Origin of the sequence: Actinoallomurus acaciae (genome assembly GCF_042429965.1) — a bacterium.
Taxonomy (GTDB): domain Bacteria; phylum Actinomycetota; class Actinomycetes; order Streptosporangiales; family Streptosporangiaceae; genus Actinoallomurus; species Actinoallomurus acaciae.
Genome location: NZ_JBHLZP010000123.1, coordinates 1 through 21,692, shown reverse-complemented (window position 1 = coordinate 21,692; position 21,692 = coordinate 1). Strand labels below are relative to the sequence as shown.

The 21,692-nt window shown below is 69.6% G+C and carries 22 protein-coding genes; 11 read left to right on the top strand and 11 right to left on the bottom strand.

Going from position 1 to position 21,692, the window contains the following annotated elements; genetic code table 11:
* Positions 1-108 precede the first annotated feature (108 nt).
* Together ACFFNX_RS18330 and ACFFNX_RS18325 are read right to left on the bottom strand one after the other, a co-directional pair.
* Entirely contained in the window at positions 109-3,585 is a 3,477-nt protein-coding gene (locus ACFFNX_RS18330) for a phosphodiester glycosidase family protein (RefSeq protein WP_378203173.1), read from the bottom strand.
* A 309-nt stretch (positions 3,586-3,894) separates the two neighbouring features.
* The gene (locus ACFFNX_RS18325) at positions 3,895-4,614 is read right to left on the bottom strand and encodes a L,D-transpeptidase family protein (RefSeq protein ID WP_378203169.1); all 720 of its coding nucleotides are present in this window, start codon (positions 4,612-4,614) and stop codon (positions 3,895-3,897) included.
* A gap of 464 nt (positions 4,615-5,078) precedes the next feature.
* Between ACFFNX_RS18325 and ACFFNX_RS18320 the strand changes: the two genes are divergently transcribed.
* From ACFFNX_RS18320 to ACFFNX_RS18310, 3 genes are all read left to right on the top strand, one after another.
* On the top strand, positions 5,079-5,351 hold the full coding sequence (locus ACFFNX_RS18320) for a hypothetical protein (RefSeq protein WP_378203166.1): 273 nt from the start codon (positions 5,079-5,081) through the stop codon (positions 5,349-5,351).
* 116 nt (positions 5,352-5,467) lie between these two features.
* A complete protein-coding gene (locus ACFFNX_RS18315) occupies positions 5,468-5,821 on the top strand; it encodes a hypothetical protein (RefSeq protein ID WP_378203163.1) in 354 nt (117 codons plus the stop codon).
* Between the two features lie 225 nt (positions 5,822-6,046).
* On the top strand, positions 6,047-7,264 hold the full coding sequence (locus ACFFNX_RS18310) for an MFS transporter (RefSeq protein ID WP_378203160.1): 1,218 nt from the start codon (positions 6,047-6,049) through the stop codon (positions 7,262-7,264).
* A 29-nt stretch (positions 7,265-7,293) separates the two neighbouring features.
* Here ACFFNX_RS18310 and ACFFNX_RS18305 read toward each other — a convergent pair whose 3' ends face one another.
* A complete protein-coding gene (locus ACFFNX_RS18305; RefSeq protein ID WP_378203157.1) occupies positions 7,294-8,154 on the bottom strand; it encodes a LysR family transcriptional regulator in 861 nt (286 codons plus the stop codon).
* A gap of 94 nt (positions 8,155-8,248) precedes the next feature.
* The gene (locus tag ACFFNX_RS18300) at positions 8,249-8,605 is read right to left on the bottom strand and encodes a tetratricopeptide repeat protein (protein ID WP_378203154.1); all 357 of its coding nucleotides are present in this window, start codon (positions 8,603-8,605) and stop codon (positions 8,249-8,251) included.
* A 227-nt stretch (positions 8,606-8,832) separates the two neighbouring features.
* Here ACFFNX_RS18300 and ACFFNX_RS18295 point away from each other — a divergent pair, with 227 nt between their 5' ends.
* On the top strand, positions 8,833-9,330 hold the full coding sequence (locus ACFFNX_RS18295) for a MarR family transcriptional regulator (protein ID WP_378203151.1): 498 nt from the start codon (positions 8,833-8,835) through the stop codon (positions 9,328-9,330).
* Positions 9,331-9,698: 368 nt separating this feature from the next.
* Here the strand turns inward: ACFFNX_RS18295 and ACFFNX_RS18290 are convergent, their stop codons facing one another.
* From ACFFNX_RS18290 to ACFFNX_RS18280, 3 genes are all read right to left on the bottom strand, one after another.
* Positions 9,699-10,367: an NAD(P)-dependent oxidoreductase gene (locus ACFFNX_RS18290; RefSeq protein ID WP_378203148.1), complete on the bottom strand. Its 669-nt coding sequence runs from the start codon at positions 10,365-10,367 to the stop codon at positions 9,699-9,701.
* 118 nt (positions 10,368-10,485) lie between these two features.
* Complete coding sequence (locus tag ACFFNX_RS18285; protein WP_378203145.1) at positions 10,486-10,674, bottom strand: hypothetical protein; 189 nt, start codon at positions 10,672-10,674, stop codon at positions 10,486-10,488.
* Entirely contained in the window at positions 10,662-11,387 is a 726-nt protein-coding gene (locus ACFFNX_RS18280) for an NAD-dependent epimerase/dehydratase family protein (RefSeq protein WP_378203142.1), read from the bottom strand. Before ACFFNX_RS18280 ends, ACFFNX_RS18285 begins: the two co-directional genes overlap by 13 nt.
* 351 nt (positions 11,388-11,738) lie before the next feature.
* On the opposite strand from ACFFNX_RS18280, the gene ACFFNX_RS18275 reads away from it, so the two are divergent.
* On the top strand, positions 11,739-12,281 hold the full coding sequence (locus ACFFNX_RS18275) for a GlxA family transcriptional regulator (RefSeq protein WP_378203138.1): 543 nt from the start codon (positions 11,739-11,741) through the stop codon (positions 12,279-12,281).
* Between the two features lie 100 nt (positions 12,282-12,381).
* Here the strand turns inward: ACFFNX_RS18275 and ACFFNX_RS18270 are convergent, their stop codons facing one another.
* A complete protein-coding gene (locus tag ACFFNX_RS18270) occupies positions 12,382-13,275 on the bottom strand; it encodes an NAD(P)H-binding protein (protein WP_378203135.1) in 894 nt (297 codons plus the stop codon).
* Between the two features lie 108 nt (positions 13,276-13,383).
* Here ACFFNX_RS18270 and pknB point away from each other — a divergent pair, with 108 nt between their 5' ends.
* On the top strand, positions 13,384-15,141 hold the full coding sequence (gene pknB / locus ACFFNX_RS18265; RefSeq protein ID WP_378203132.1) for a Stk1 family PASTA domain-containing Ser/Thr kinase: 1,758 nt from the start codon (positions 13,384-13,386) through the stop codon (positions 15,139-15,141).
* 36 nt (positions 15,142-15,177) lie between these two features.
* Positions 15,178-16,023 carry an alpha/beta fold hydrolase gene (locus ACFFNX_RS18260; protein ID WP_378203129.1) on the top strand — a complete coding sequence of 282 codons (846 nt, stop codon included), beginning with the start codon at positions 15,178-15,180 and terminating at the stop codon, positions 16,021-16,023.
* Positions 16,024-16,031: 8 nt separating this feature from the next.
* Here ACFFNX_RS18260 and ACFFNX_RS18255 read toward each other — a convergent pair whose 3' ends face one another.
* On the bottom strand, positions 16,032-16,964 hold the full coding sequence (locus tag ACFFNX_RS18255) for an SMP-30/gluconolactonase/LRE family protein (protein WP_378203126.1): 933 nt from the start codon (positions 16,962-16,964) through the stop codon (positions 16,032-16,034).
* 102 nt (positions 16,965-17,066) lie between these two features.
* Between ACFFNX_RS18255 and ACFFNX_RS18250 the strand changes: the two genes are divergently transcribed.
* Together ACFFNX_RS18250 and ACFFNX_RS18245 are read left to right on the top strand one after the other, a co-directional pair.
* Positions 17,067-17,513 carry an Lrp/AsnC family transcriptional regulator gene (locus ACFFNX_RS18250; protein ID WP_378203123.1) on the top strand — a complete coding sequence of 149 codons (447 nt, stop codon included), beginning with the start codon at positions 17,067-17,069 and terminating at the stop codon, positions 17,511-17,513.
* Positions 17,514-17,652: 139 nt separating this feature from the next.
* On the top strand, positions 17,653-18,891 hold the full coding sequence (locus tag ACFFNX_RS18245; protein ID WP_378203120.1) for a cation:proton antiporter domain-containing protein: 1,239 nt from the start codon (positions 17,653-17,655) through the stop codon (positions 18,889-18,891).
* A gap of 126 nt (positions 18,892-19,017) precedes the next feature.
* Here ACFFNX_RS18245 and ACFFNX_RS18240 read toward each other — a convergent pair whose 3' ends face one another.
* Positions 19,018-19,620: a TetR/AcrR family transcriptional regulator gene (locus tag ACFFNX_RS18240; RefSeq protein WP_378203117.1), complete on the bottom strand. Its 603-nt coding sequence runs from the start codon at positions 19,618-19,620 to the stop codon at positions 19,018-19,020.
* A 59-nt stretch (positions 19,621-19,679) separates the two neighbouring features.
* Between ACFFNX_RS18240 and ACFFNX_RS18235 the strand changes: the two genes are divergently transcribed.
* Positions 19,680-20,156 carry a hypothetical protein gene (locus tag ACFFNX_RS18235; RefSeq protein ID WP_378203114.1) on the top strand — a complete coding sequence of 159 codons (477 nt, stop codon included), beginning with the start codon at positions 19,680-19,682 and terminating at the stop codon, positions 20,154-20,156.
* Positions 20,157-20,181: 25 nt separating this feature from the next.
* Positions 20,182-21,324 carry a cytochrome P450 gene (locus ACFFNX_RS18230; RefSeq protein ID WP_378203111.1) on the top strand — a complete coding sequence of 381 codons (1,143 nt, stop codon included), beginning with the start codon at positions 20,182-20,184 and terminating at the stop codon, positions 21,322-21,324.
* Between the two features lie 8 nt (positions 21,325-21,332).
* On the opposite strand, the gene ACFFNX_RS18225 is transcribed toward ACFFNX_RS18230, so the two are convergent.
* On the bottom strand, positions 21,333-21,692 hold a 360-nt coding region (locus tag ACFFNX_RS18225), incomplete at its 5' end, for a PucR family transcriptional regulator (RefSeq protein ID WP_378203109.1).

The window sequence follows — 21,692 nt, the reverse complement described above, 5'->3', positions numbered from 1 at the left end:
CGGACGAGGGGGCCGAGCGCTTGGGATCCCCCAGGTCCGACGGCACCGGGGCGGACGCGGCCTGCGTCCACCCCGGCGTGGTCACGCTGTCAGCCGGTCAGCGGACTCTCACCGTGGCCCGTCGCCCGTGAACGGCACGACCTTGATGGTCTTCGAGGTCGTGATCGGTGCGAGCGAGCCGTCGTCGGTGTAGGGGCGCATCGAGTCGTTCGTCACCGATACGGTCACCGAGCCGCTTCGCAGCGCGGTGAGCGTCCGGGTCCGCGGGTCGAGGATCGCGACCTTGCCCTGGTGACGGGCCGCGTCGATGGCCGCCTTCCCGCTGCCGATCGCCAGGGTGGACGAGCCGCCCCAGCCGACCGACATCGGGTATCGCAGCGGCACCACACGCGTGCCGGTCGAGACACCCTCCGGCTGAACGATGCTGCCCGAGATCTGCGCGGTCGTGCCGGTCTTGACCGAGTCCGGCGCGTCGAGCGTGATGCCCTGCGCGAAGGCGCGTACGTCGGCCTCGAGCCACTGCCGGTCCGCGCTCTTCCCCGAGTCGACGGACCAGTCGACCCAGCCGGTGAAGCCGCCGCGGTCCGGCGTGCCGTACGGGTCCTTGCCCGACGACGGGAGCACCGTGTACGGGACGCCCTCGACGCGGTGGACGTTCGCGACCTGGGCGTGGGATCCGACCATCGCGGCGCCCTTGCCCGTGGAGTCACGGAAGCCCGTGAGCATCTTCTCGATGAGCGCGACCTCGTCGCGGTCGCCGAGCTGGCTGGACTTGGTCTCGCTGGGGTCGTCCACCGGGTGGTGGGCGAAGACCATGACGTTGTGCACCGACGGGTCCCGCCGGGCGTCGGCGAGCGCCTTCTGCATCATCGGGAGCTGGTCCCACGCGGTCCCGTGCAGCGACCCGAGGGAGCTGGCGAGGAGGATGAACCGCGTGCCCTTGTGGTCGAACGTCCGGTACGGCCGGCCGAACTCCTTGGTGAAGTTCGTCAGGTCGGACTGGACGTTGTCGAGGCCGTAGGACTCGTGGTTGCCCGGCACGTAATAGCACGGGATCGAGCCGGCCTTCGGGTTCGGCGTGCTGTACGCCGGCGGCTCCTTGCCGACCGGGATGAGGTCGCACCCGGCGTCGGTGAGCACCTGGCGGGCGAGCGTGAGGTCCTGCGGCAGGCCACGGTCGGTGATGTCACCGTTGAGGACGATCAGGTCCGGGTGAGTCTTGCGGATCCGCTCGATGGCGGCCGTCGCGACCTGGGACAGCGCCGGGTTGTCGGCCGTGAACTGCACGTCCGACAGCGTGGCGAACCGCCACGTGTTGTGGCCCTGGAGCAGCGAGCCGTCGTCGGAGACGAGCGGGTCGGGCCGCAGGTCGGGCTGGGCGGGCAGGTCGATCGACGTCGGAACGTCGGCCTCGATGCGGTCCAGGACGAACGTGCCCGCCTTCTGCTGGGCGACGCTGGTGTTGATGCCCTGGAAACCCGAGAGCGAGATCGGGAACGCCGTGTTGGCCGGCAGCGTGAACGTCGCGTACTGCCAGTTGTCGCTCGCGGTCAGGCCGGTGCCGTAGACGCCGTTGCCCTTTCCGTTCGTGTCGGTGTAGGCGATGTAGGTCAGGCCGCTCGGTACGTCGATGCTCGACTTGATCCGCATCCGCAGGCGCAGCGGCTGGCCGGACACCGGAACGCGCTGGTCCGCCGATGCCGCCGTGATGCCCACGTTGCGCATCGCGTCGAAGTCGATCCGCAGGCCGTCGGGGTCCACCAAGAACCTCGTGGCCGCGGTGCTGTTGTTGCGCCAGCGGGCGAGCACGTCGTCGTCGAAGTCATAGACCGTCTTGGTCTGAACGCCGACCGTGATCGGGAGCTGGACGGACCTGCCGCCGACCGAGACCGTGAGGATCGTGCCCGCGTCGGTGAGCGGGGTGATCCTCAGCTTGCCGTCCACGGGCTGGATGCCGACGACGCTGTGGTCGTAGTCGAGCGAGAGGTCCTGCGGGTCGATCGGGGCCGTGTAGCCCTGGTCGTCGCGGCCGGTCACGGAGATGGCGGTCGCGTCGTCGGGCGTCGCGTCGGCGATCGACAGGCGCTCGGACGACAGCTCGACGCTGTCGACCGGGTCGAGGACGGTGACCTTCTCCTGCGCCTTCTCGTGACCCACCTGCGCGTTGACGGTGATCGTGCCGTGCGACCCGGCCTTGGCCGGGGCCTTGAGAGTGCCACCCCTGACGGACGCTCCGGGCGCGGACCACCGTACGGACTTCGGGTCGACCGTCACCGGTGCCTGGTGGTCGTCGATGCCCTCCGCGACGAGCGTACGATGCAGCCCGGGGAAGGCCTTCACGCCGCCGTCGGCGGACGCCGCACCCGCCGCCGGGTCGATGAGGAGCCGGTGCAGCCTGCCGTCGCCCTTCGAGACGAACACTCCCACGCCGTTCGGGTCGCTGCGTTCCTGCCCGTCGGACGGGACGTTGCGGACGGTCGCGTCGTTCGCGCCGAGCGCGCGGGCGACCATCGTGGTCGAGCCGCCGCCGTCGAGGTTGACCGCGGTCTGTACGCCCATCGCGGAGAGCTCACGCGCCTCCTCGTCGATCCCGATGCCGCCTTTGCCGGTGCCGCCCGGGCCGTCCCAGGTGGCGAGCACGAGCGTGTGGCCGCCGTCCTTGAAGCCGAGCGCGGTGCGTGGGGCGATCGAGGTGTCGAGGCCGCCGACGACCTTGCCGCCGGAGACGATGGTGCCGCCCTCGCCGAGCGCGAACCTCATCTTCTTGGCGGCGTTGTCGGCGAGCGCGTAGCGGAGCGTCGCCGGGTCGCCGGGCCTCATCGCGCGGATCGCGGTCGCCGCGGCGCCGCGTCCGACGAGCACGAACCCGTCGCCCGGGATCGTCCCCGAGCCCGCGGGACCACTCGGCGTGACCGACACGACCTTGCCGTTCTCGACCAGGACCTCGGCGATCTGGTCGTCGGCCACACCCGTCAGGCCACGGTTGCGGCTGTAGGTGCCCCACGCGGACGTGAACGCGATCATGCCGTCCGCGGGGACCCCGCCGCCGTTCGCGGCGTTGATGGACAGGACCTTGTGGTCCGCGCCCGCGAAGTTCGCGGCCGTGTCGACCGTGAGGTCCACGAGTTGGGCGATGCCGTCGTCGCTGACGCCGACGTGCTGGCGGCCGCCGATGTCGGCGGTCTTGATGAGCCGCCCGTTCTGGATCTCGCCACCGAGCGCCGCGTTGGAGTTGCCGATGTCGAAGAACTCGCCATTGACACCCGCGACGGCGCCGGCCTTGTTGGCGGCCGTGCTGAGCGGCCCGCCGGACGCGACCGGTCCGGAGGTCAGCAGGTCGGTGCTGACGGCGCGGTTGGACAGGTCCACCGTCATGAACTGCCCGTCGTACCAGCCTGACGGGGCGAGCGCCTTCAGGTGCTGCAGGCTGATGCCCGGACCGATCATCTCGGTCGTGTTGACCAGGGGGATCCCACCGGTCACCGGCGAGGGCGGACTGCCCTGCGCGTGCGCGGCGACGGGGGAGGCCACCGCGATGGTCGCCGCGGCGAACGCCACCAGCAACGACCGATGGCTCAAGACCATCTTTTTCACATGTACCTCGACTCAGACCAGGAAGGGGGGCAAAGCCGCCCCGCTATGCCCAAATCAATCTTTGGGCGCGCCCGATCTTCAGAAACCACCCGAAATCAGACATAACTCCACTCCGGCCGGCTCGTGAACTCCTGAAGAATTGACCGTGCGCGCCGGGTGGGGCGGCCCGCCTCCTGTGCGTCGAGCCTCGTAAAACGGCAGGTCAGGCCATCGACAACGGTCCGCTTACGAGCATTTTCGTCCCCCTGACGGCGACAGCCCCCTCACCCGAGGTGAGGGGGCTGTTCTCATCGGTGCACGTCAGCCGCGGACGTAGACGCGCGTGCCGATCGGCAGCAGCGTCGCCACGATGTTCGAGGTGTGCATCGGCACGCGCACGCAGCCGTGCGATGCGGGGTGCAGCGGCACCTCGGGCTCACCGTGAATGGCGTAGCCCCGGAGGAAGTAGCTGGCCTTGTACAGCTTGCCGAGCGGAGAGGTCTCCCAGCCCGCGGCCTTCCGGTAGACCGAGAAGTTGCCCCGGGGTGTATGCGCGACGCTCCAACTCCCCTGGGAGTAGTAGCGCTTTTCCGAGCCGCTCGAGATGTGGCTGATCAGTACGAGCCGACCGCTCTTGTAGATGTAGAGCAGCTGGTGCTTGATGTCGACCTCGGCCCGGCTCTTGGCCCCCTTGGGAACGAGGGGCGCAGGCGTACGCGGATGGGCGAACGCGGCCTTTGTCTGGCTGCCGACCCTCGACGCCGGGCTGATGTGGTTCACCTTTTGGAACGCCCACACGGCCACACTTGTGTTGTTGCCCCAGATGCCGTCGATCGTTCCGGGGTCGTAGTGCATCGCCGTCAGGCGTTCCTGCAGTTGCTTCACCGCCGGCCCGCGGTCGCCGAACTTCATCGTCGGAATGGCGCTCGCCTGGAGAGATGCCTTGGCAGGAGACGCCATCACCGGAGTGGCCAGCGCCGGCACGAGGACGGACGCCGACACCGCCGCGAGAACGACGGTCTTGCAAAGGCTGACCTGCATATCTTCTCCTAAAACCGGCAGGTGACACACTTGACTTGTTTCTACCACAGAGTAGGTGAGTGCGGCGCTTTGTCGGTAGTTAATCCCGGTTTGGCAGATATGCCGCTACATAGCGTTACGAAGATGTCGACGTGTGGTTGATGTGCTCCGATTGAGACCCGCTGAGATCGGCGGGACTGCTGGTGTTAGGAGTTCTCCGGAAGGGGATCGCCGGGCCGATTGAAGGCCGGGCGCCGGCCGTGGCGGGCGACCCGGCCCGATACGCTATTCAGCCGAAACCAACTCACGTCGGAGCGTTCACCTTGCGGAAGCTGGCCCTCGTCGTGGTGGCCTGTCTCGGAATGGCCGGATGTGGTGGTGGAGCCACTCATCACACCACGGCCTCGACACCGGCGAACGGCCGGACGGGGTCCGCCAACGGGCCGTTGCCGTCCGGCACACCGGTAGGTGACAGCGCCGCCGGCATGTGCTCGACCATCTCCTACCGGGTCACCTCCGCCGGGGTCGAGATCACGGCGAAGGTGGCGCGAACTCCGGCGACCATCAATTTCGAGGCCGACGACAAAGACGATAATCCGGTCACTGGAGACCCGGATACCTCGGGAACGACCTACGCGTTCAAGGGGAACGACACGCAGCACGTCCTGGTGATCAAGGGCGTGCGGTCGCTCGACCACCTGACGGTCATCGCCCTGGGCACCTCGAACGACGACTCCTGCCGGGCCGGCCGACGCTAGTGTTCTGCGCCTGGAATCCGTTGTAGGTATCGGGTCGGGGAGCCGAGGATCTCTTCGGCGGTTTTGGTCCACACGAATGGTTTGGGGTTGGTGTTCCGCTGCTGGACCGGCCGTTCGTGGACGAGTGGTGTCTTGTGGGTGGTGAGGTCGTCGCGGATCAGGCGCACCTGCAGTTCGGCCTGGGCGGCCTTGTCGATCGCGACCAGGAACTTTTTGAACTCGGCGGCGCGGTGCCGGCGGCGATGTTGGAGGCGGCGGGCAGGCTGGTGGTCTCGTGTCGGTCGTGGTCGTGGGTGCGGTGTTCGGGCATGCCGGGCATTGCGCGCACGCCGGGCACGATTCGGCACCGCAACGCCTACGACTGCGTCGAGGTCGCCGCTCGCGCGCCGCGCTCCAACTCCGCTCGTTCCGCCGCGGTCACCGCAAACGGCGCTTTCGGCCGCCCCGTCCTCACCATCGGCCCTGCATAGATTCACACAACGAATCTCAGGCGCAGAACACTAGTCGTCGCCGCTCGGGGTGACCCGTCCGCATTCATCTCCAGCGGAGATGACAATCATCGTCGATTATCGCGATGACGCAGGAAGCGGGAGCGCGTGCCCGGCGTTGGAACGCGTCGCGAGGGAGCGATGCGACTTCGTGACCGGAACATCCAGCGCCGAACCGTAGCACGGTTCCATCTCCGAGAGGCACCTGTGGCCGCCACCGCTCAACCCCAGACCGGTCGCCAGACCGTCTCGCCGACGGCCGGGCCGTCGGGCCGGCTCGTCGCGCTGCTGGCCGTCGCCTGCGGAATGACCGTCGCCAACCTGTACTACGCCCAGCCTCTGCTGTCCTCGCTGAGCGCGTTCTTCGGGATCGGCACGGCCGCCGCCGGCGCGCTGATCACCACGACCCAGATCGGCTATGTGGCGGGCATGCTGTTCCTCGTCCCGCTCGGCGATCGCGTCGAGAAGCGCCGGCTGGTCGTGCTCCTGCTGTCGGTCACCACGTTGGCGCTGGTGGTGGCGGGAACGGCCGCGACCTTCCCCGTCCTGCTGGCCGCCTCGCTGGTCGCCGGAGGCACCTCGGTCGTCGCCCAGATCCTCGTCCCGTTCGCGGCCGGCCTCGCCCCCGACCATGCCCGCGGGCGCGTCGTCGGCCGGGTGATGAGCGGCCTGCTCACCGGGATCCTGCTGTCTCGCACCCTGAGCAGCCTGGTCTCTCAGGTCGCCGGCTGGCGCGTCGTCTACCTGGGCTCGGCCGTCCTGATGGCCGTGCTCGCCCTGGCGCTGCGCTCCGCCCTGCCGCGTCACGCCCCCAGTACGAACATGTCGTACGCCCGGTTGCTGCGCTCCACCGCCCGGCTGGTCCGCACCCACCCCGTACTGGTGCGCCGGGGCCTGTACCAGGCGGCGATGTTCGGCGCGTTCAGCGCCTTCTGGACCACGGTGTCGTTCGTGCTCACCGGCCCCGAGTTCCACTACTCGGGCTTTGGCGTGGGCATGTTCGCCCTGGTGGGAGCGGCCGGAGCGGCCGTGGCACCGCTCGCGGGACACTGGGCCGACCACGGGCTGGTACGCCCGATGACCGCTGCGGCGTTCGCCGTCGCCGCGCTGGCGTTCGCGCTCGCCGCGATCGGCCGGCACGACGTCATCCTGCTCGCCGTCGCCGCGGTCCTGATCGACATGACGGTGCAGACCACCCTGATCCTCGGCCAGCACGCCATCTACCGGCTGGACGCGGGAGCGCGGGCACGGCTCAACAGTGTCTACATCGCCACGTTCTTCGCCGGTGGGGCCTTCGGTTCCCAGGCCGGTTCGATCGCCTACCACGCGTACGGCTGGACCGGCCTCACCGTCCTGGGCGCCGTACTCCCCGTCCTCGCTCTCCTCTACTGGGCCACCGAACACCGCGCCACCGCCGCGCCATGACCTCCCTGACGGCCCCGGCGGCACGCCGGTCAGGTGATGTGCCGGAGCAGTGCCGCGACCGCCGGCGGCGCCTCCCCCCGGGGCCGGACGACCATGACCTTCCACCTCGGCGCGTGCTGGGCGAAACGGTAGGCGGCCAGATCCGGGAACCTCGCGGCGATCGACTCCGGCATGATGCAGACACCCAGATCGTGGCGGACGAGCTCGGACGCCGCCACGATGTCGTTCACCTCGAACGTGGTGGTGCGCTCGACCAGGGCCGCGCGGAACGCCCGGTCGACCGACTGCCGGATCGCCCAGCCCGGCGAGAAGTCCACCAGGGGCATGCGGGCGACGTCGGTGAGCGTCACCGGCCCGTCCTCGGGAAGTTCGCGGTCGGCCGCGGTCACCAGCACCATCTCCTCCCGGGACAACAGCCGGGTCTCCAGGCCCCGCTGCTGCTGGCGGTCGAGGGCGACCACCGCGAGGTCCACGGCACCCTCGCGCAGCGCCTGCCGGATGTCGACGACCGCCGCCTGCCGCAGGCGGACCACCACGCCGGGGTGCTCCGCCCGCAACCCGGCCAGCGCGCGGTGCAGTCCGGCCCAGACGCCCTGCATGGTGCCGACCGTGACCCGCCCTCGCAGCTGCCCCCGTACGCCGTCGACCGCCGCCCGCGTCTGCTCGGCGGCCCGCAGTGCCGCCCGCGCCGCGGGCACGAACGCCTCACCGGCCGGGGTGAGCGCCACCCGATGGGTGGTGCGGTCGAACAGCGGGGTCCCCAGGTCTCGCTCCAGCGCGCGTACCGTGCTGGAGACCGCCGACTGGACGATGTGCAGACGCTGGGCCGCCGCCGTGAACCCGCCCTCTTCGGCGACCGCGACGGCGACCTCCATCTGTCGCAGATCCAAAGACCCTCCTAGGCTCGCGGAGCCATCTCCGTAAGAGATGACAGACCCCCAGCGATATCACCTGAAGCGGTCTCCCGGCGCCGCCGGGGGGATGTCAGCCGGCGAGGTTCGCGGCGGAGACCGAGATCGCCGCCTCGTCGGCCGGGTCGGTGCCCATGGCGCGAGCGAGCTTGCGGTACGGCAGGGCCTCGCGGGCGCGGCCACGCCGTTCGAGCGTGCGACCCAGCGCCTCGTGCGCCCAGCCGTTCGCGGGGTCCAGCTCGATCAGCCGCCGGAAGGTCCTCTCCGCACGGCCCAACTGGGCGCTGTGGAAGTAGGCCCGCCCGAGTAGTTCCACGGCCGCCCGGTTCTCCGGCTCGGCCTCGACGACCGGGGCGAGGATGCGCCCGGCCTCGGCGTAGTCCTGGGCGTCGAAGAACATCTGCCCGCGCTGGTACTCCTCGTAGGTCATCGGGTTTTCCTCCTCTCGACGCGCCCGCACTGCCGGGCGCCACGCCGCACAACACTCGCACCGGCCGCCGTCTTCCCAAGGACATTCGGGGCCCTAGAGACAGGCGAGGAGATGCCGACTGCGATCTGAGAGTGCGGGCCCTGTGCGCGCCTCTGCCACGCGATAACCTCATGTCCGCTCGATAGAATATGTGCTGCATATCATCGGCGCGTGGGAGGTAATACGGTATGGCGTCCACGGCACCTCAGGACGCCGGCCAAGGGCGGCGTCGACGGCGAGCGGCCGTCGCGATAAAAGAGTCGCTGCGCGAACTGAGCATCCAACTGTCGCTGCTCAACCATCAGGTCGGCGCGCACGCGGAAATGAAGGACATCGACCTCTACTGCCTCGACATCATCAACCGGGAGGGTCCGCTCGGTCCCAGCTCTCTCGCCCGGCGTGCCGGCTTGCACCCCGCCACGATCACCGGGGTCCTCGACCGACTCGAACGCGGTGGATGGGCCACCCGCATGCGCGACCCGGACGCCGTCGATCGCCGCGCCGTCGCCGTACACCCCCTGCGCGACCGTAACCCCGAACTGTTCAAGCTGTACTCGGGGATGAACGAGTCCATGGACCGCGTCTGCGCGGGATACACCGACACGGAGTTGGAACTGCTCGCCGACTTCCTGCGCCGCGCCACCGCGGCGGGCCAGGAAGCGACCGAGGAACTGGCCGCCGGCTGACGCGCAGATCGCCGAGCCGGCCATGTGGGCCTGGCCACAGCCCGCAGGCCGGGGAGGACCGCCGGGCCCGAACTAGGGCCTGTCTGGGTTGGGTCGTGGGTTTTCCACAGCCGTGGGTGTGGTCTTTCTTTGGTGTGTGGGGTGGCTTGACAATGGAAGAAGTGGGGTCGGCGCCCCCTGGGAGGGCGGGGAGTGTCTGGGAGGGCGGGGAGTGTCTGGGAGGGCGGGGAGTGTCCCGGACGGCGAGACTTCGAAACACGCCCTTGGGCTCTGTGGAGCCCGAAACCACCCCGCAGGGATCCGTTGCCGGTCAAGTTGTACGGGGCGTTGCGGGACTTCCGGCGGGCCGAACCGGCTGTGGCTTGCGATCAGTCGGCGATTCCGATGACCTGCTTGATCGCCGAGGGTTGTTCGATCACTGCGAGCATGTGGTGGGCGACGTTCGCGCGTGAGGCGTGTGTGCCGCCTCGGATGTTCTGGCCGTACGCCGTCCGGTACGTGCCGGTCAGTGGCTTGTCGGTCAGTTGTGGCGGTCGTGAGATGGTCCAGTCCAGGCCGCTCTCGCGAACGAGATCCTCCATCACCGCCAGGTCGGCATAGTGCGCGCTGAACATGGTGCGTGCGAACCTGCTGCCCAGATGCCGCATGAAGAACCCGTCGCCCGGGTCGTGTTTCGGCGGGTTCGGGCGGCCGGGTGATGGCACGGTGCCGATCGGTGCGGCGCTGACCACGACGATTCGCCGTACACCGGTGGTCTGCATCGCGGTCAGGATGGCCTTGGTTCCCCGCGAGGTGATGCCCGCCTCGGACCTCGGCTTGCGCGGTCCGAGTCCGGAGAGGACGGCGTCGCTTCCGTCGACGGCGGACGCGAGCACGGCCGGGTCCGCGGCCGTGAGGTCGGCGGCGACGAGGCGTGCCGCTCCGGTCAGACTCCGGGGGTTGCGTGCGACCGCGGTGACATCGTGGCCTGCCGCGATGGCCTGCTCAAAGAGTTGGCGGCCGATACCACCGGTCGCCGCGAAGATCGTTAGCTTCATCCGCTCGTGGCCTCCTTCTACCGTCCGGCACCGACCGGCCGGACCGTGCGTCTACTGGTTGTCATAATATATGCATCAGATATTATCTCCCCTCAGTACGGCATGGCGCTCATCACATCTACCGCTCCACGGCCATCTCCTCCAGGACGAGGTCGATCGGGGTCGGCGTCACCTTCAACGTTTCGGCCGCCTGCGACGCGTCGAGGATGTTGGGGCGATCGAGCAGGTACAAGATCTCCGGGATCTCCGCCATCACCGAATCGGTCCGTCCGATCTCCTCCAGTTCGGCCGGCGTCAGGCGGCCCAACTGTGGGGTGGTGCGCCCGCGGCCTCGGCCAGGCGCGCGGCCAGTTCGCGCACGGGAGCGTCGGACGTGGCGGGCACATGCCAGGCGCGCCCCCAGGATCCCTCGTGGCGGGAGGCGGCTATCAGGGTTCGCGCCGTGTCGCCGGTGTAGGACCAGCTGTGCGGCGCGTCCAGGTCGCCCGGATACGCGACGGGCAGACCGGCGAGCACCGGCGCCCCCACCGTCAGCGTGAAGGGAGAGTACGCGCCTGCGCCGAGGAAGTCGTTGGCGCGGACCTCGGTCACCCGTACCCGGCCCGCGGCACAGGCGGCGTGGGCGTCATGCCATATCTGTGCCCGTACGCGGCCCTTCACGCTGGTGGGCGCCATGGGGAGGTCTTCGGTGACGGGGCCGTCGACGGCTCCATATCCGAGCATGATGTAGTCCGCCCCGGTGTGTTCCGCTGTGGCCAGCAGCGCGTTGGCCAGCGGCGGGAACTCCTCCGGCCAGCGGTCGTACGGCGGCATCGCGCAGTTGAACAGGGCGACCACACCGGTGACCAACCCGATCAGCCGGGCCGGGTCGGTGGCGTCGGCGGCGACGCGCTCGATCCGCTCGTGGACCGGCCCGCCGCCTCGGCGAGTGACGAGCCGTACCTGCTCACCGGCATCGGCGAGCAGGCGGGCGGTCGCCGATCCGGTGGCTCCGGCACCGACGATGACGTGCAAGGACATGGCCGTTCTCCCCGGGTTGCTCAGATGACTCGAAGGACGCGGCCCCGATCGCCGGGGCGGCGTCCTCCTAACTCTGTGCGGGAGGAGACCAGTGCCATAGTGGCCCGAATGCCAAACATCCGGAGGTTCAGGCCATGCATCGAGTCGCCGTTGTCGCGGTTCCCTCGGTCACCACGTTCGACCTGTCGATTCCCGAGTTGGTGCTCGGTGAGCTGACGGTGGGCGGCCGCCCCGGATATCAGGTGCGCATCTGCACCGCCGATCCCGGGCTCGTGGCCACCAACAGCAGCCTGGAGATCAGGGTTTCAGGAGTTCCGCAGCCGCTTTCCCGCCGTCGATCTGCGCCCCGACGTGCTGTACGTCGAGGACGGAAACGCGCTGACATCCGCCGGGCTGTCCGCCGGAATCGACCTGTGCCTGCACCTGGTGCGTACCGACCACGGCGCCGCCGTGGCCAACGCCGCCGCTCGGCTGATGGTGGCGGCGCCGGTCCGCCCCGGAGGCCCGGCGCAGTTCATCGAGACGCCGTTGCCGCCCGAGACCGGCACCTCCCTGGCGGCGACCCGTGCCTGGGCACTCGAACGGCTGCACGAACCACTCACCCGTGCGTCCCTGGCGGCACACGCGAGTACCAGCGTCCGCACCCTCGCTCGCAGATTCCACGCCGAGACCGGGCTCAGCCCGCTCCAGTGGCTCCTCCACCAGCGTCTGGGCCGGGCGCAAGAGCTCCTGGAGGCCACGGACCTGCCACTGGACCAAGTCGCCCGGCTCAGCGGCCTCGCCACCACCGACTCGTTGCGCAAGCACCTGTCGAGACGGACCGGCCTGACTCCGAGCGCCTACCGCGCCGCGTTCACACGGCGGGCAGGACGAAGCGGGGCGGCGCTGCCGTGACCCGCACCGTCACGGGCGGTCCGGGGGAGAACGGCGGTCGCCCGATCGCGCGGAACCGCTCTGGTCTTGTCGGCCGTGTCGAGCCCAAGGCGTGGTCGTGTCAGTTCTGGAAGGCGGCGGCGTGGTCGGCGGCCCATTCCGGATAAGTGCGCGCGGGACGGCCCAGGATCCTTTCCACCTCGCCGGTGACGGCCTCGGCCGGCCCGACGCCCCGGGCGTACCTGGCCATCAACGCCTCGACGAACGGCCGCGGGAGGCCGCGCTCGATCATGGCCCGGCTGAACGCCTCCGGAGGAATCTCCGCGTACCGGAGAGGTCTGCCGATCACGGTGCCGATCTCGGCCACCAGTTCCTCGTGTGACAGGAACTGCGGGCCGGTGAGCCGCAGCCTTTCGCCGGTCAGGCCGGCGTCGGACAGTGCGCGGGCGGCGACCTCCGCCACGTCCCTCTCGTGGATCAAGGGTTCGGCGAAGGTCGCGTACGGGCCGCGGACGATGTCGCCGGCACGGATCTGGGGCGCCCAGGTGAAGAGCGTGTTGACCGCGAACGAGGCGCAGCGCAGGCTCACCCATTCCAGGCCGCTGCCGACGGCGGCGGCCTCGGCCTCCTTGTTCCTGTCCCCCTGAAAGCGGGACGGCTGTTCGGCCGGGTCGTCGTCGACGTTGATGGCCGACAGCGCTACCACGCGCTCCACACCGTGTTCCCTCGCGAGCGCCAGCAGATCGGCGGCGGCCTCTCCGACCGCCCGGGGGTGGAGGAAGACGGAGGTCACGCCCTTCAGGGACGAGGCGATCGTGTCGGGGCGTGAGGGGTCACCCGTCACGACATCCACACCGGCGGGCAGGCCGGAGGCCTCCGGATCACGGGTGACGGCGCGCACCTCGGCGCCTTCGCGGGCGAGCGCGTCGACCAGGGGGCGGCCGATCGTTCCGGTCGCTCCGGTTATCAAGATCGCCATGATTTCCCTATCTATCGCATAAATTATGAGACTCATACAATATCGGCCCGCAACGATGATCGGAAGAGGGGATCGGCGGGCGGGATGGGGTGTCAGCGGCAAAGCAGCAGGTCAGTGCATTAAATCCCGCATACACTCCACCTGATGGACAGGGCAGAGGCAGATCCACTCGTCGGGCAGGTGCTCGACGGGCGCTACGTCGTGCGGTCCCGGGTCGCCCGTGGCGGCATGGCCACGGTCTATGCCGGTCACGACACCAAGCTGGACCGTACGGTGGCGCTCAAGGTGATGCACGCCGGCCTGGCCGACGACGAGGACTTCGTACGCCGCTTCGTCGACGAGGCCCGGCACGCCGCGGCCCTGTCGCATCCGAACGTCGTCGCGATGTACGACCAGGGCACCGACCAGGGGCACGTGTTCCTCGTGATGGAGTACGTCGCCGGGCGCACTCTGCGCGACCTGCTGACCGAGCGCGGCCGGCTCGGCCCGCGCGCGGCGCTACGGGTCATGCGGCCGATACTCGCCGCGCTGGGCGCCGCGCACCGCGTCGGTCTGGTCCACCGTGACGTCAAGCCGGAGAACGTCCTGCTCGCCGAGGACGGGCAGGTCAAGGTGACGGACTTCGGCCTGGCCCGGGCGGAGACGGCGAGCAGGCAGACCAAGACGGGCATGCTCATCGGCACGGTGGCCTACCTCGCACCGGAGCAGGTCCTGACGGGTGACGCGGACGCTCGCACCGACGTGTACGCCGCGGGGATCATGCTGTTCGAGCTGTTGACCGGATACCAGCCGTACCAGGCGGGCACTCCGCTGGCGGTGGCGTACCGGCACGTCAACGAGACGGTGCCGTCCCCGTCGAGCGTGATCCCGGGCCTGCCGCCGCGGCTGGACGCGCTGGTGGCCGGGGCGACCGACCGCGACCCGGCCCGGCGTCCGCCCGACGCCGACCGGTTCCACGCGGAGGCCGGCGAGGTCCTCCAGACGCTGCCGCCGGACATCGACGCGGAGTCGGCGGCCATGGCGCCGGTGCCGCCCGGGCCGTCTCAGGCGGCCGAGTCGGCGACGCAGAACCTTCGCGTGCCCCCGGACGGGCCGCCGCCCGGACCGGACGGGACGGCGCGGACGCCGAATCCGCACACCATGGTGATCCCCGTCCACGAGGAGGCGCCTCGGCCGCGGCGGCGTCGTTCACGCACGTACGGGCTGTTCGCCGCCTGCGCCGTCGTCGCGCTCCTGCTCGGGGGCTTCGCGTGGTTCCAGACGGCGGGGCGCACCGCGCGCGTGCCCCAGCTCGTGGGCCTGTCGGAGGCGGACGCCCGTCTCCGGGCCGGAAAGCTCGGCCTCAAGGTCAGGGCCGGCTCGTCCCGCCAGGACCCGAACGTGCCCAAGGACAAGGTCGCCCAGGTCGAGCCGGGCGCCGGCACGCAGGTCAGGACGGGCACGCTGCTCACTCTGGTCCTGTCGTCGGGCAAGCCGCCGGTCGCCGTGCCGGACGTTCGAGACCAGCCGCTCGACCAGGCGAGACAGCAGCTGCGGCAGGCGGGACTCCAGCCGGGAAGGCAGCTTCGGCAGGACAGCACCACCGTGCCGAGCGGTGAGGTCATCACGACCAGGCCGGCGGCCGGGAAGAAGCAGAACCCGGACGAACCCATCACCATCGTGGTCAGCCGCGGCATGACGATGCCGAACCTGAGCGGCCTCACGTCCGGCCAGGCCGCGAAGAAGCTGGCCGCGCTGGGGCTGAACGTGCAGTGGCAGCAGCAGGAACCGGACGACGACCAGCGGCCGAACACGGTGGTCGGCCAGAACCCTCCTGCCGGACAGCCCGTCAACCGGGGCGACGACGTCCAGGTGACCTTCACCGACCAGAGCCAGTGCCAGTGGGACCCGTTCTGCTCCTGAATCTCGGTCTTTCGAATCCCTGCATATGATGCGTTCATGGGAAATGATCTCGAATCATTGTCTTTTCCGAACGCCACTCGATACGTCGAAACCAGGTTCGGCCGGGTCGCGTATACGGATACCGATCCCGACGGTTCATTCTCCGCACCGCCGTTGGTGTTCGTGCACGGAAACTCGGCGTCGCGCAAGGTCTTCCACGCGCAGCTCGCCGATGACTTCGGGCCGAGGCGGCTGCTGGCCCTGGATCTGCTGGGCCACGGCGAATCCGACAACGCCACGAATCCCGAACGCGCCTACACCCAGCGGGGCTACGCGGCGACGATCGTCGAGTTCTTCGACGCTCTGGGCATTGAGCGGGCCGTCGTCGTCGGCTGGTCGCTCGGAGGGCATGTCGGCCTGGAGCTCATTCCGCGGTTCCCCGGCCTGGCGGGCCTCATCGTGACGGGTACTCCACCGGTCAACAACAACACGCTGGCGGAGGGCTTCCTGCCGGCCGTGGGCTATGCGGGCGCCGAGAACATCACGGGCGACCAGGTGGCGGAGTTCGCCGAACAGATCACGGTCTCCCCGCCCCCGAAATGGGCGATCGAGGACGTCCGGCGAACGGACGGGCAGGCGCGGCGCATCATGTTCACGTCGTTCGTCGCGGGCCACGACTCGGACCAGAAGGCGCTCGTCGAACGGTCACCGGTGCCGCTCGCGATCATCGACGGCCGCGAAGATCCTTTTATCAATCACGATTACGTGGCCTCCCTTCCGTACGCAGCGCTGTGGCGCGGAACCCCCACGGTCCTGGAGGGCCGGGGTCACGCGGCGTTCCTGGAGGATTCCTCTCACTACGACGAACTCATCCGCGCGTTCCTCCACGACAATCACCTCTGACCGCGCCGTCAGGGTCTGCGACCCGGTCCGGTCGGGTGCGTGCCCGTGACGCCCATGACCAGCGAGTAGAGGCTGGTCTGGGCGGCGATGAACAGGCGGTTGCGTTTGGTGCCGCCCCAGGTGATGTTGGCGACCGTCCCGGGCACGTTGAGGCGGCCGATCAGAGTGCCGTCGGGGTCGTAGCAGTGCACTCCGTCCTTCAACGCGGCGGCCCAGAGCCGGCCGGCGTCGTCGAAGCGGAGGTTGTCGAAACGAGCCTTCCCACGGGCCTCGGCGAAGATCTCGCCGGCCGAGAGCGTGCCGTCATCGCGCACGTCGAAGACCCGGATGCAGCCTCCCCGGGTGTCGGAGACGAAGAGCCGCCGTTCGTCGGAGGAGAAGACGAGGCCGTTCGGGGCGCCGAAGCAGTCGGCGACCAGGCGCACGTCGCCGCTGGCGGGATCGATGCGGTAGACGTTGTTGGAGCCGATCTCGCTCTCCGCGCGATGGCCCTCGTAGTCGCTGGTGATGCCGAAGTCGGGGTCGGAGAACCAGATCGACCCGTCGGACTTGACCGCCGCGTCGTTCGGGCTGTTCAGGCGCTTGCCCTGCCAGCGATCGGCCAGCACCGTGATCGTGCCGTCGTGTTCGGTCCGTGTCACCCGGCGGTTGCCCTGCTCGCAGGTGACCAGCCGGCCGCGGCGGTCGAGCGTGTTGCCGTTGGTGTATCCGGTGGAGCGGCGAAAGACGCTGACGGCGCCGGTCTCCTCGTCCCAGCGCAGCATCCGGTCATTGGGGATGTCGCTCCAGACCACCTGCCGCCAGGCGGGCAGGTAGATCGGGCCCTCGGCCCAGCGGCAGCCGGTGTACAGCACCTCCAGATCGGCATCGCCGATCATGCACCGGCCCGTACGGAACCGCTCGTCCAACATCTCGAACAGCGCAGGGCGCTCGCCGGTCATGTGGATCCTCCCCAGCCAGACATGGGCCGAATCTCCTTCGGCCCATTAGGAAGATAACAGGATGGGATATGGTCAACGCAAGATGGATCTGAATGGAGGATCGTGGATCGGATCGATCGCGTCCTGCTGGCGCATCTCCAGCAGGACGCCACCCAGTCCTACGCCGCGCTGGGCCAGGCCGTGGGCCTCTCCGCCGGAGCGGCTCACGAACGCGTGCGGAAGCTGCGCGAGCGCGGGGTGATCCGGCGCACCACCGTCGACGTGGACCCGGTGGCGGTGGGCAACGCCGTCCTGGCCTACGTAATGATCGACTCGGTCTCCTGGATGGGCGATTCGGCGAAGGACTTCGCCGCGATCCCGGAGATCGTGGAGGCGCACGTCATCGCCGGCAGTGCCTCGGTGCTGGTGAAGGTCAGGACCGCGTCCACCGGGCGGTTGCAGGATGTGCTGCGCCGGATCTATGCGATCAACGGGGTCAGCGGCACGCGGGCCACGGTGGTACTCGAGACCCTCGTCGAGCGACCGGTCTCCGCGCAGAACCAGGAGTGAATTCGCGTCGCGGCCTATGGCGTGATCTCGGGTGCCATGTGACCATGACAGTCGCCGCGCGGATAAGGAGCACTTCATGAAGAGCCTTGCCCAGCATTCTGACTTATTGGTCGCCGCCGTAATGGCGGATATCGCCATTGTGCTGGTAGTAGGAGCGATCCTCGGTCGCCTGGTTCGATATCTCCGGCAACCGCCGGTCATCGGCGAGATCATCGCCGGTATCGCGCTCGGGCCCAGTCTGCTCGGGCTGCTCCCGGGCAACCCCACCGCCCATCTCTTCCCGGTCGAGGCGCGGCCGTACTTATCGGCGATCGCGCAGGTCGGGTTGCTGGTCTTCATGTTCGGCATCGGCTGGGAGTTCGACCGGCGGCTGCTGAAGGGCCGCCGCAGTGCCGCCGGCGCGGTCTCGATCAGCTCGATCGCGCTGGCCTTCGGGCTCGGTGTCGGCCTGGCGACGCTGCTGTACTCCCACCACGACACCGTGAAGGGCCACCACACGTCGTTCACGGCGTTCGCGCTGTTCATGGGTGCGGCGATGTCCATCACCGCGTTCCCGGTGCTCGCCCGGATGCTGACCGAGCATCGCATGATGGGGACGCGCGTCGGTGCTCTGGCACTGGCCAGCGCGGCCATCGACGACGTGCTCGCCTGGTGTCTCCTCGCCCTGACCGCCGCGATCGTCACCGCCGACGGCGCCACCGGGCACATGGTGCAGATCGGCGTCCTGGCGGCGATCTACGTGGCGATCATGGCGCTGCTCGTACGGCCGCTGCTGGCGTACCTGACTCGCAGATGGGTCACCGACCGGGTGCCGCCGCTGTACGTCATCATGCTCGTGGCCGGGCTCTTCCTGTCCTCCTACGCCACGACCTGGATCGGCGTCCACGCCATCTTCGGCGCCTTCGCCTTCGGCTTCATCATGCCGCGCGAGCCGTTCGAGATCCTCGCCGACGGCGTGAAGCGGCCGTTCGACGGAATCAGCATGGTGCTCCTCCCGGTCTTCTTCATCGTCACCGGCCTGAACGTCGATGTCGGCTCCCTTTCCGGCCGCGGCGTCATCGAACTGGTCGCGATCATCCTCGTCGCCTGTGCCGGCAAGATGGTGGGCGCGACGGCTCCGGGAAAGCTCACCGGAATGTCGTGGCGTGAGGCCGGAACGTTGGGGCTGCTGATGAACACCCGCGGCCTGACCGAGCTGATCATCCTCAACGTCGGCGTCAGCCTCGGTGTCCTCGACGGCCAGATGTTCACGATGATGGTGCTGATGGCGCTGGTCACGACGGCGCTGGCCGGCCCGCTGCTGCCGAACGCCCCCGCGTCGCCGGACGAACTCGCCGGCCGTCGCTCGGCGCGATCGGGCGAGCCGCGGGCGGCATAGCCCCGGACCAGGCGTGGCGGCCGGCGGAGCGCGATTCCGCCGGCCGCGGCACGCCGCCCGGCCATCGGGGCTCGGCTCGGCGACGCGGTCCGAGGACGGCCGGAACCTTGCGGCGAGCCCGACCGCCTACTTGAGGCGCAGGGCGTTGAGGGTCCGCCGGATGAGATAGGACCACTCGTCGCGGATGCGGGTCTTGTCCTCGTCGGCGGCATCGGCCAGGGCCAGGCCGGCGCCGCCGAGGATCCAGAAGGAGTACCGGACCGTGGTCTCGACCGCCCGGCCTTCGAGGTAACCCGCGTCGATGAGGGCGTGAATGAACCCCTCGACGAGGCCGTAGGCGTACTTCTCCTCGCATTCGCGCCAGCGCTTCCACCCCAGCGCGGTCGGGCCCTCCTGCCACACCAGCCGTCCGTACGCCGGATCGCAGCACTTGTCCAGGAAGGCGTCCAGGGCGAGCAACGCCGCGTCCCACGGATCCGATGCGGTCGCCACCGCGGCGATCTCATCGATCGCCTGCCTCTCCTGGGCGTCGAGCACGGCCTCGAACAGGGCCTGCTTGTCGGCGAAGTGGTGATACACGGCGCCACGCGTCACCCCGGTGGCCGACGCGACGTGCTCCAGGGACGTCGCGGCGTACCCGCGCTCCGCGAACAGCGTGGTCGCCTGGTCCAGGATCGCGGCCCTGGTGGCCTCGGAGTAGGCCTCGCGTCGGCTCTTGACAGGCGGCATACGCTGAGTCTAATGACATACACCGTGTATGTGACATTCAAAGAGTAGGTGATCGGGGCATGGCCGGTTGGGAGCAGACTCGGCGCAGGCATCGGCTGGTGCACGATGTCGCCGGGGACTTCGCGAGGAACGGGCCGCGGGCGCTCGCCGCGTGGCGGCCCGCGATCGAGACGGAGTTCGGCGGCCTCGACGACCTTCTGCGAGACGTCCAGCGGCGCCTCCACACGGCCGCCGAGGCCCGGCTGGACGCCCTGATCGAGGCACCTCCCGCCGACCTGGACACGTCGGTCGCGGCGGTCCTGGACGAGGTCGCCGAGATCTATCCGGACCTGCGGCGCCTGCTGGACGCGCACGCGAGCCACCCCGCCGTCGCCGAGGGCACCGTCCGATTCCACCGATCCGTACGCACCGCCACCGGCGTCGATCTCACCCGAACCCGGTCCGACCGCTCGCGGTATGAGGAGAAGGGACCCGTCCGTGACCGAAAGCCTGTCTTCTTCGCCCGTCTTCGACCCGTTTGCGGCTGGCTTCACTGACGATCCGTATCCGCACTACGCGCAAATGCGCGAGCACGCGCCGGTGTATCGGCATCCCTTCGGGTTCTGGCTGCTCACCGGCTATGAGGACGTCTCGTGGCTGCTGCGGGCCGGGCTCTCGGTCGAGGATCGCAACGTGGCCGCGGACAACCCTCTGCGGGAGATGCGGGAGGTCACCTACGGCGACCAGATGCCGCGATTCGACGGGCGGTCCATGCTGGACCGCGACCCGCCGGACCACACCCGCCTGCGCCGGCTGGTCTCCAAGGCGTTCACCCCCCGGGCGATAGAGGCGCTGCGACCGCAGGTCGCCGGCCTGGTCGACGGCATGCTGGACGCGATGGCCCGGGCCCGCCACGTCGACCTCATCGAGTCCCTCGCGTTCCCGCTGCCGTTCGCGGTGATCGCCAAGATGCTCGGCACGCCCTCTTCCGACCACGAACGGATCCGGGAGCTGACGGGCATCGTCGTCCGCTCCCTCGAACCGGTCGCCGACCCCGACCTGGTCTCGGCGATCGTGGCGGCCGACGGCGAACTGGCCGGCATCGCCGCGGAGATGATCGCGTGGAAGCGTGAGAACCCCGCGGACGACCTGCTCACCGCCCTCATCAACGCCGAGGACGAGGGCGACGTGCTGGACGAGGACGAGCTCATCGCCCAGACCCTGCTGCTGTACATCGCGGGCCACGAGACGACGGTGAACCTCATCGGGGGCGGCACGCTCGCCCTCCTGCGCGATCCCGGGCAGCTGGCACTGCTGCACGACGATCCGGGTCTGGTCGCGAACGCCGTGGAGGAGATGCTGCGCTACGACAGCCCGGTGCAGGCGAGCCGGCGCATCACCCTCGAACCGGTCACGGTCGGGGGCGTCGAGATCCCCGCGGGCGCGTTCGTCATGGCGAGCCTCGCCTCGGCCAACCGGGACGAGCGCTTCTGGGGGCCGGACGCCGCGGAGCTTCGGCTGAACCGTGAGAACGCCCGCCAGCACGTGTCCTTCGGCGCGGGCCCGCATCACTGTCTCGGCGCGTCTCTCGCACGGATGGAGGCCGCCATCGCCTTCGAACGGATGACCGCCCGCTTTCCCCGCCTGGCACCGGACGGCGAGGTGGAGTGGAACGGCCGCATCAACCTGCGCGGTCCGGCGCGCCTCCCGGTGTCGACCGGCTGACCCGTCCCTCAGCCGTCGGCGGGGTCGTCGGGGGCGGTGGCCAGCCGGAAGGTCTTGACGGCCAGGTGCAGCAGGAGACGGTCCGCCCCGGAGTCCAGGTCGAGGCCGGTCAGCGCCTTGATCCTGGACAGGCGGTAGTACAGGGTCTGCCGGTGCACCGACAGGGCCTCGGCGGTGCGCTGGGCGTGACCGGCGTGGTCCAGGTAGGTCTCGGCCGTGTGCAGCAGGTCGGCGCGCGCGGGATCCAGGAGCGGGAGCAGGGCCGGGTCGGCGGGCGGTGCCGCGGGCGTCGCCATCGGGGGCGCGGCGATCAGCCGGTAGGCGCCGAGCTCGTCCCAGCGGGCCACCGGTCCCAGCCGGGGCTCGGC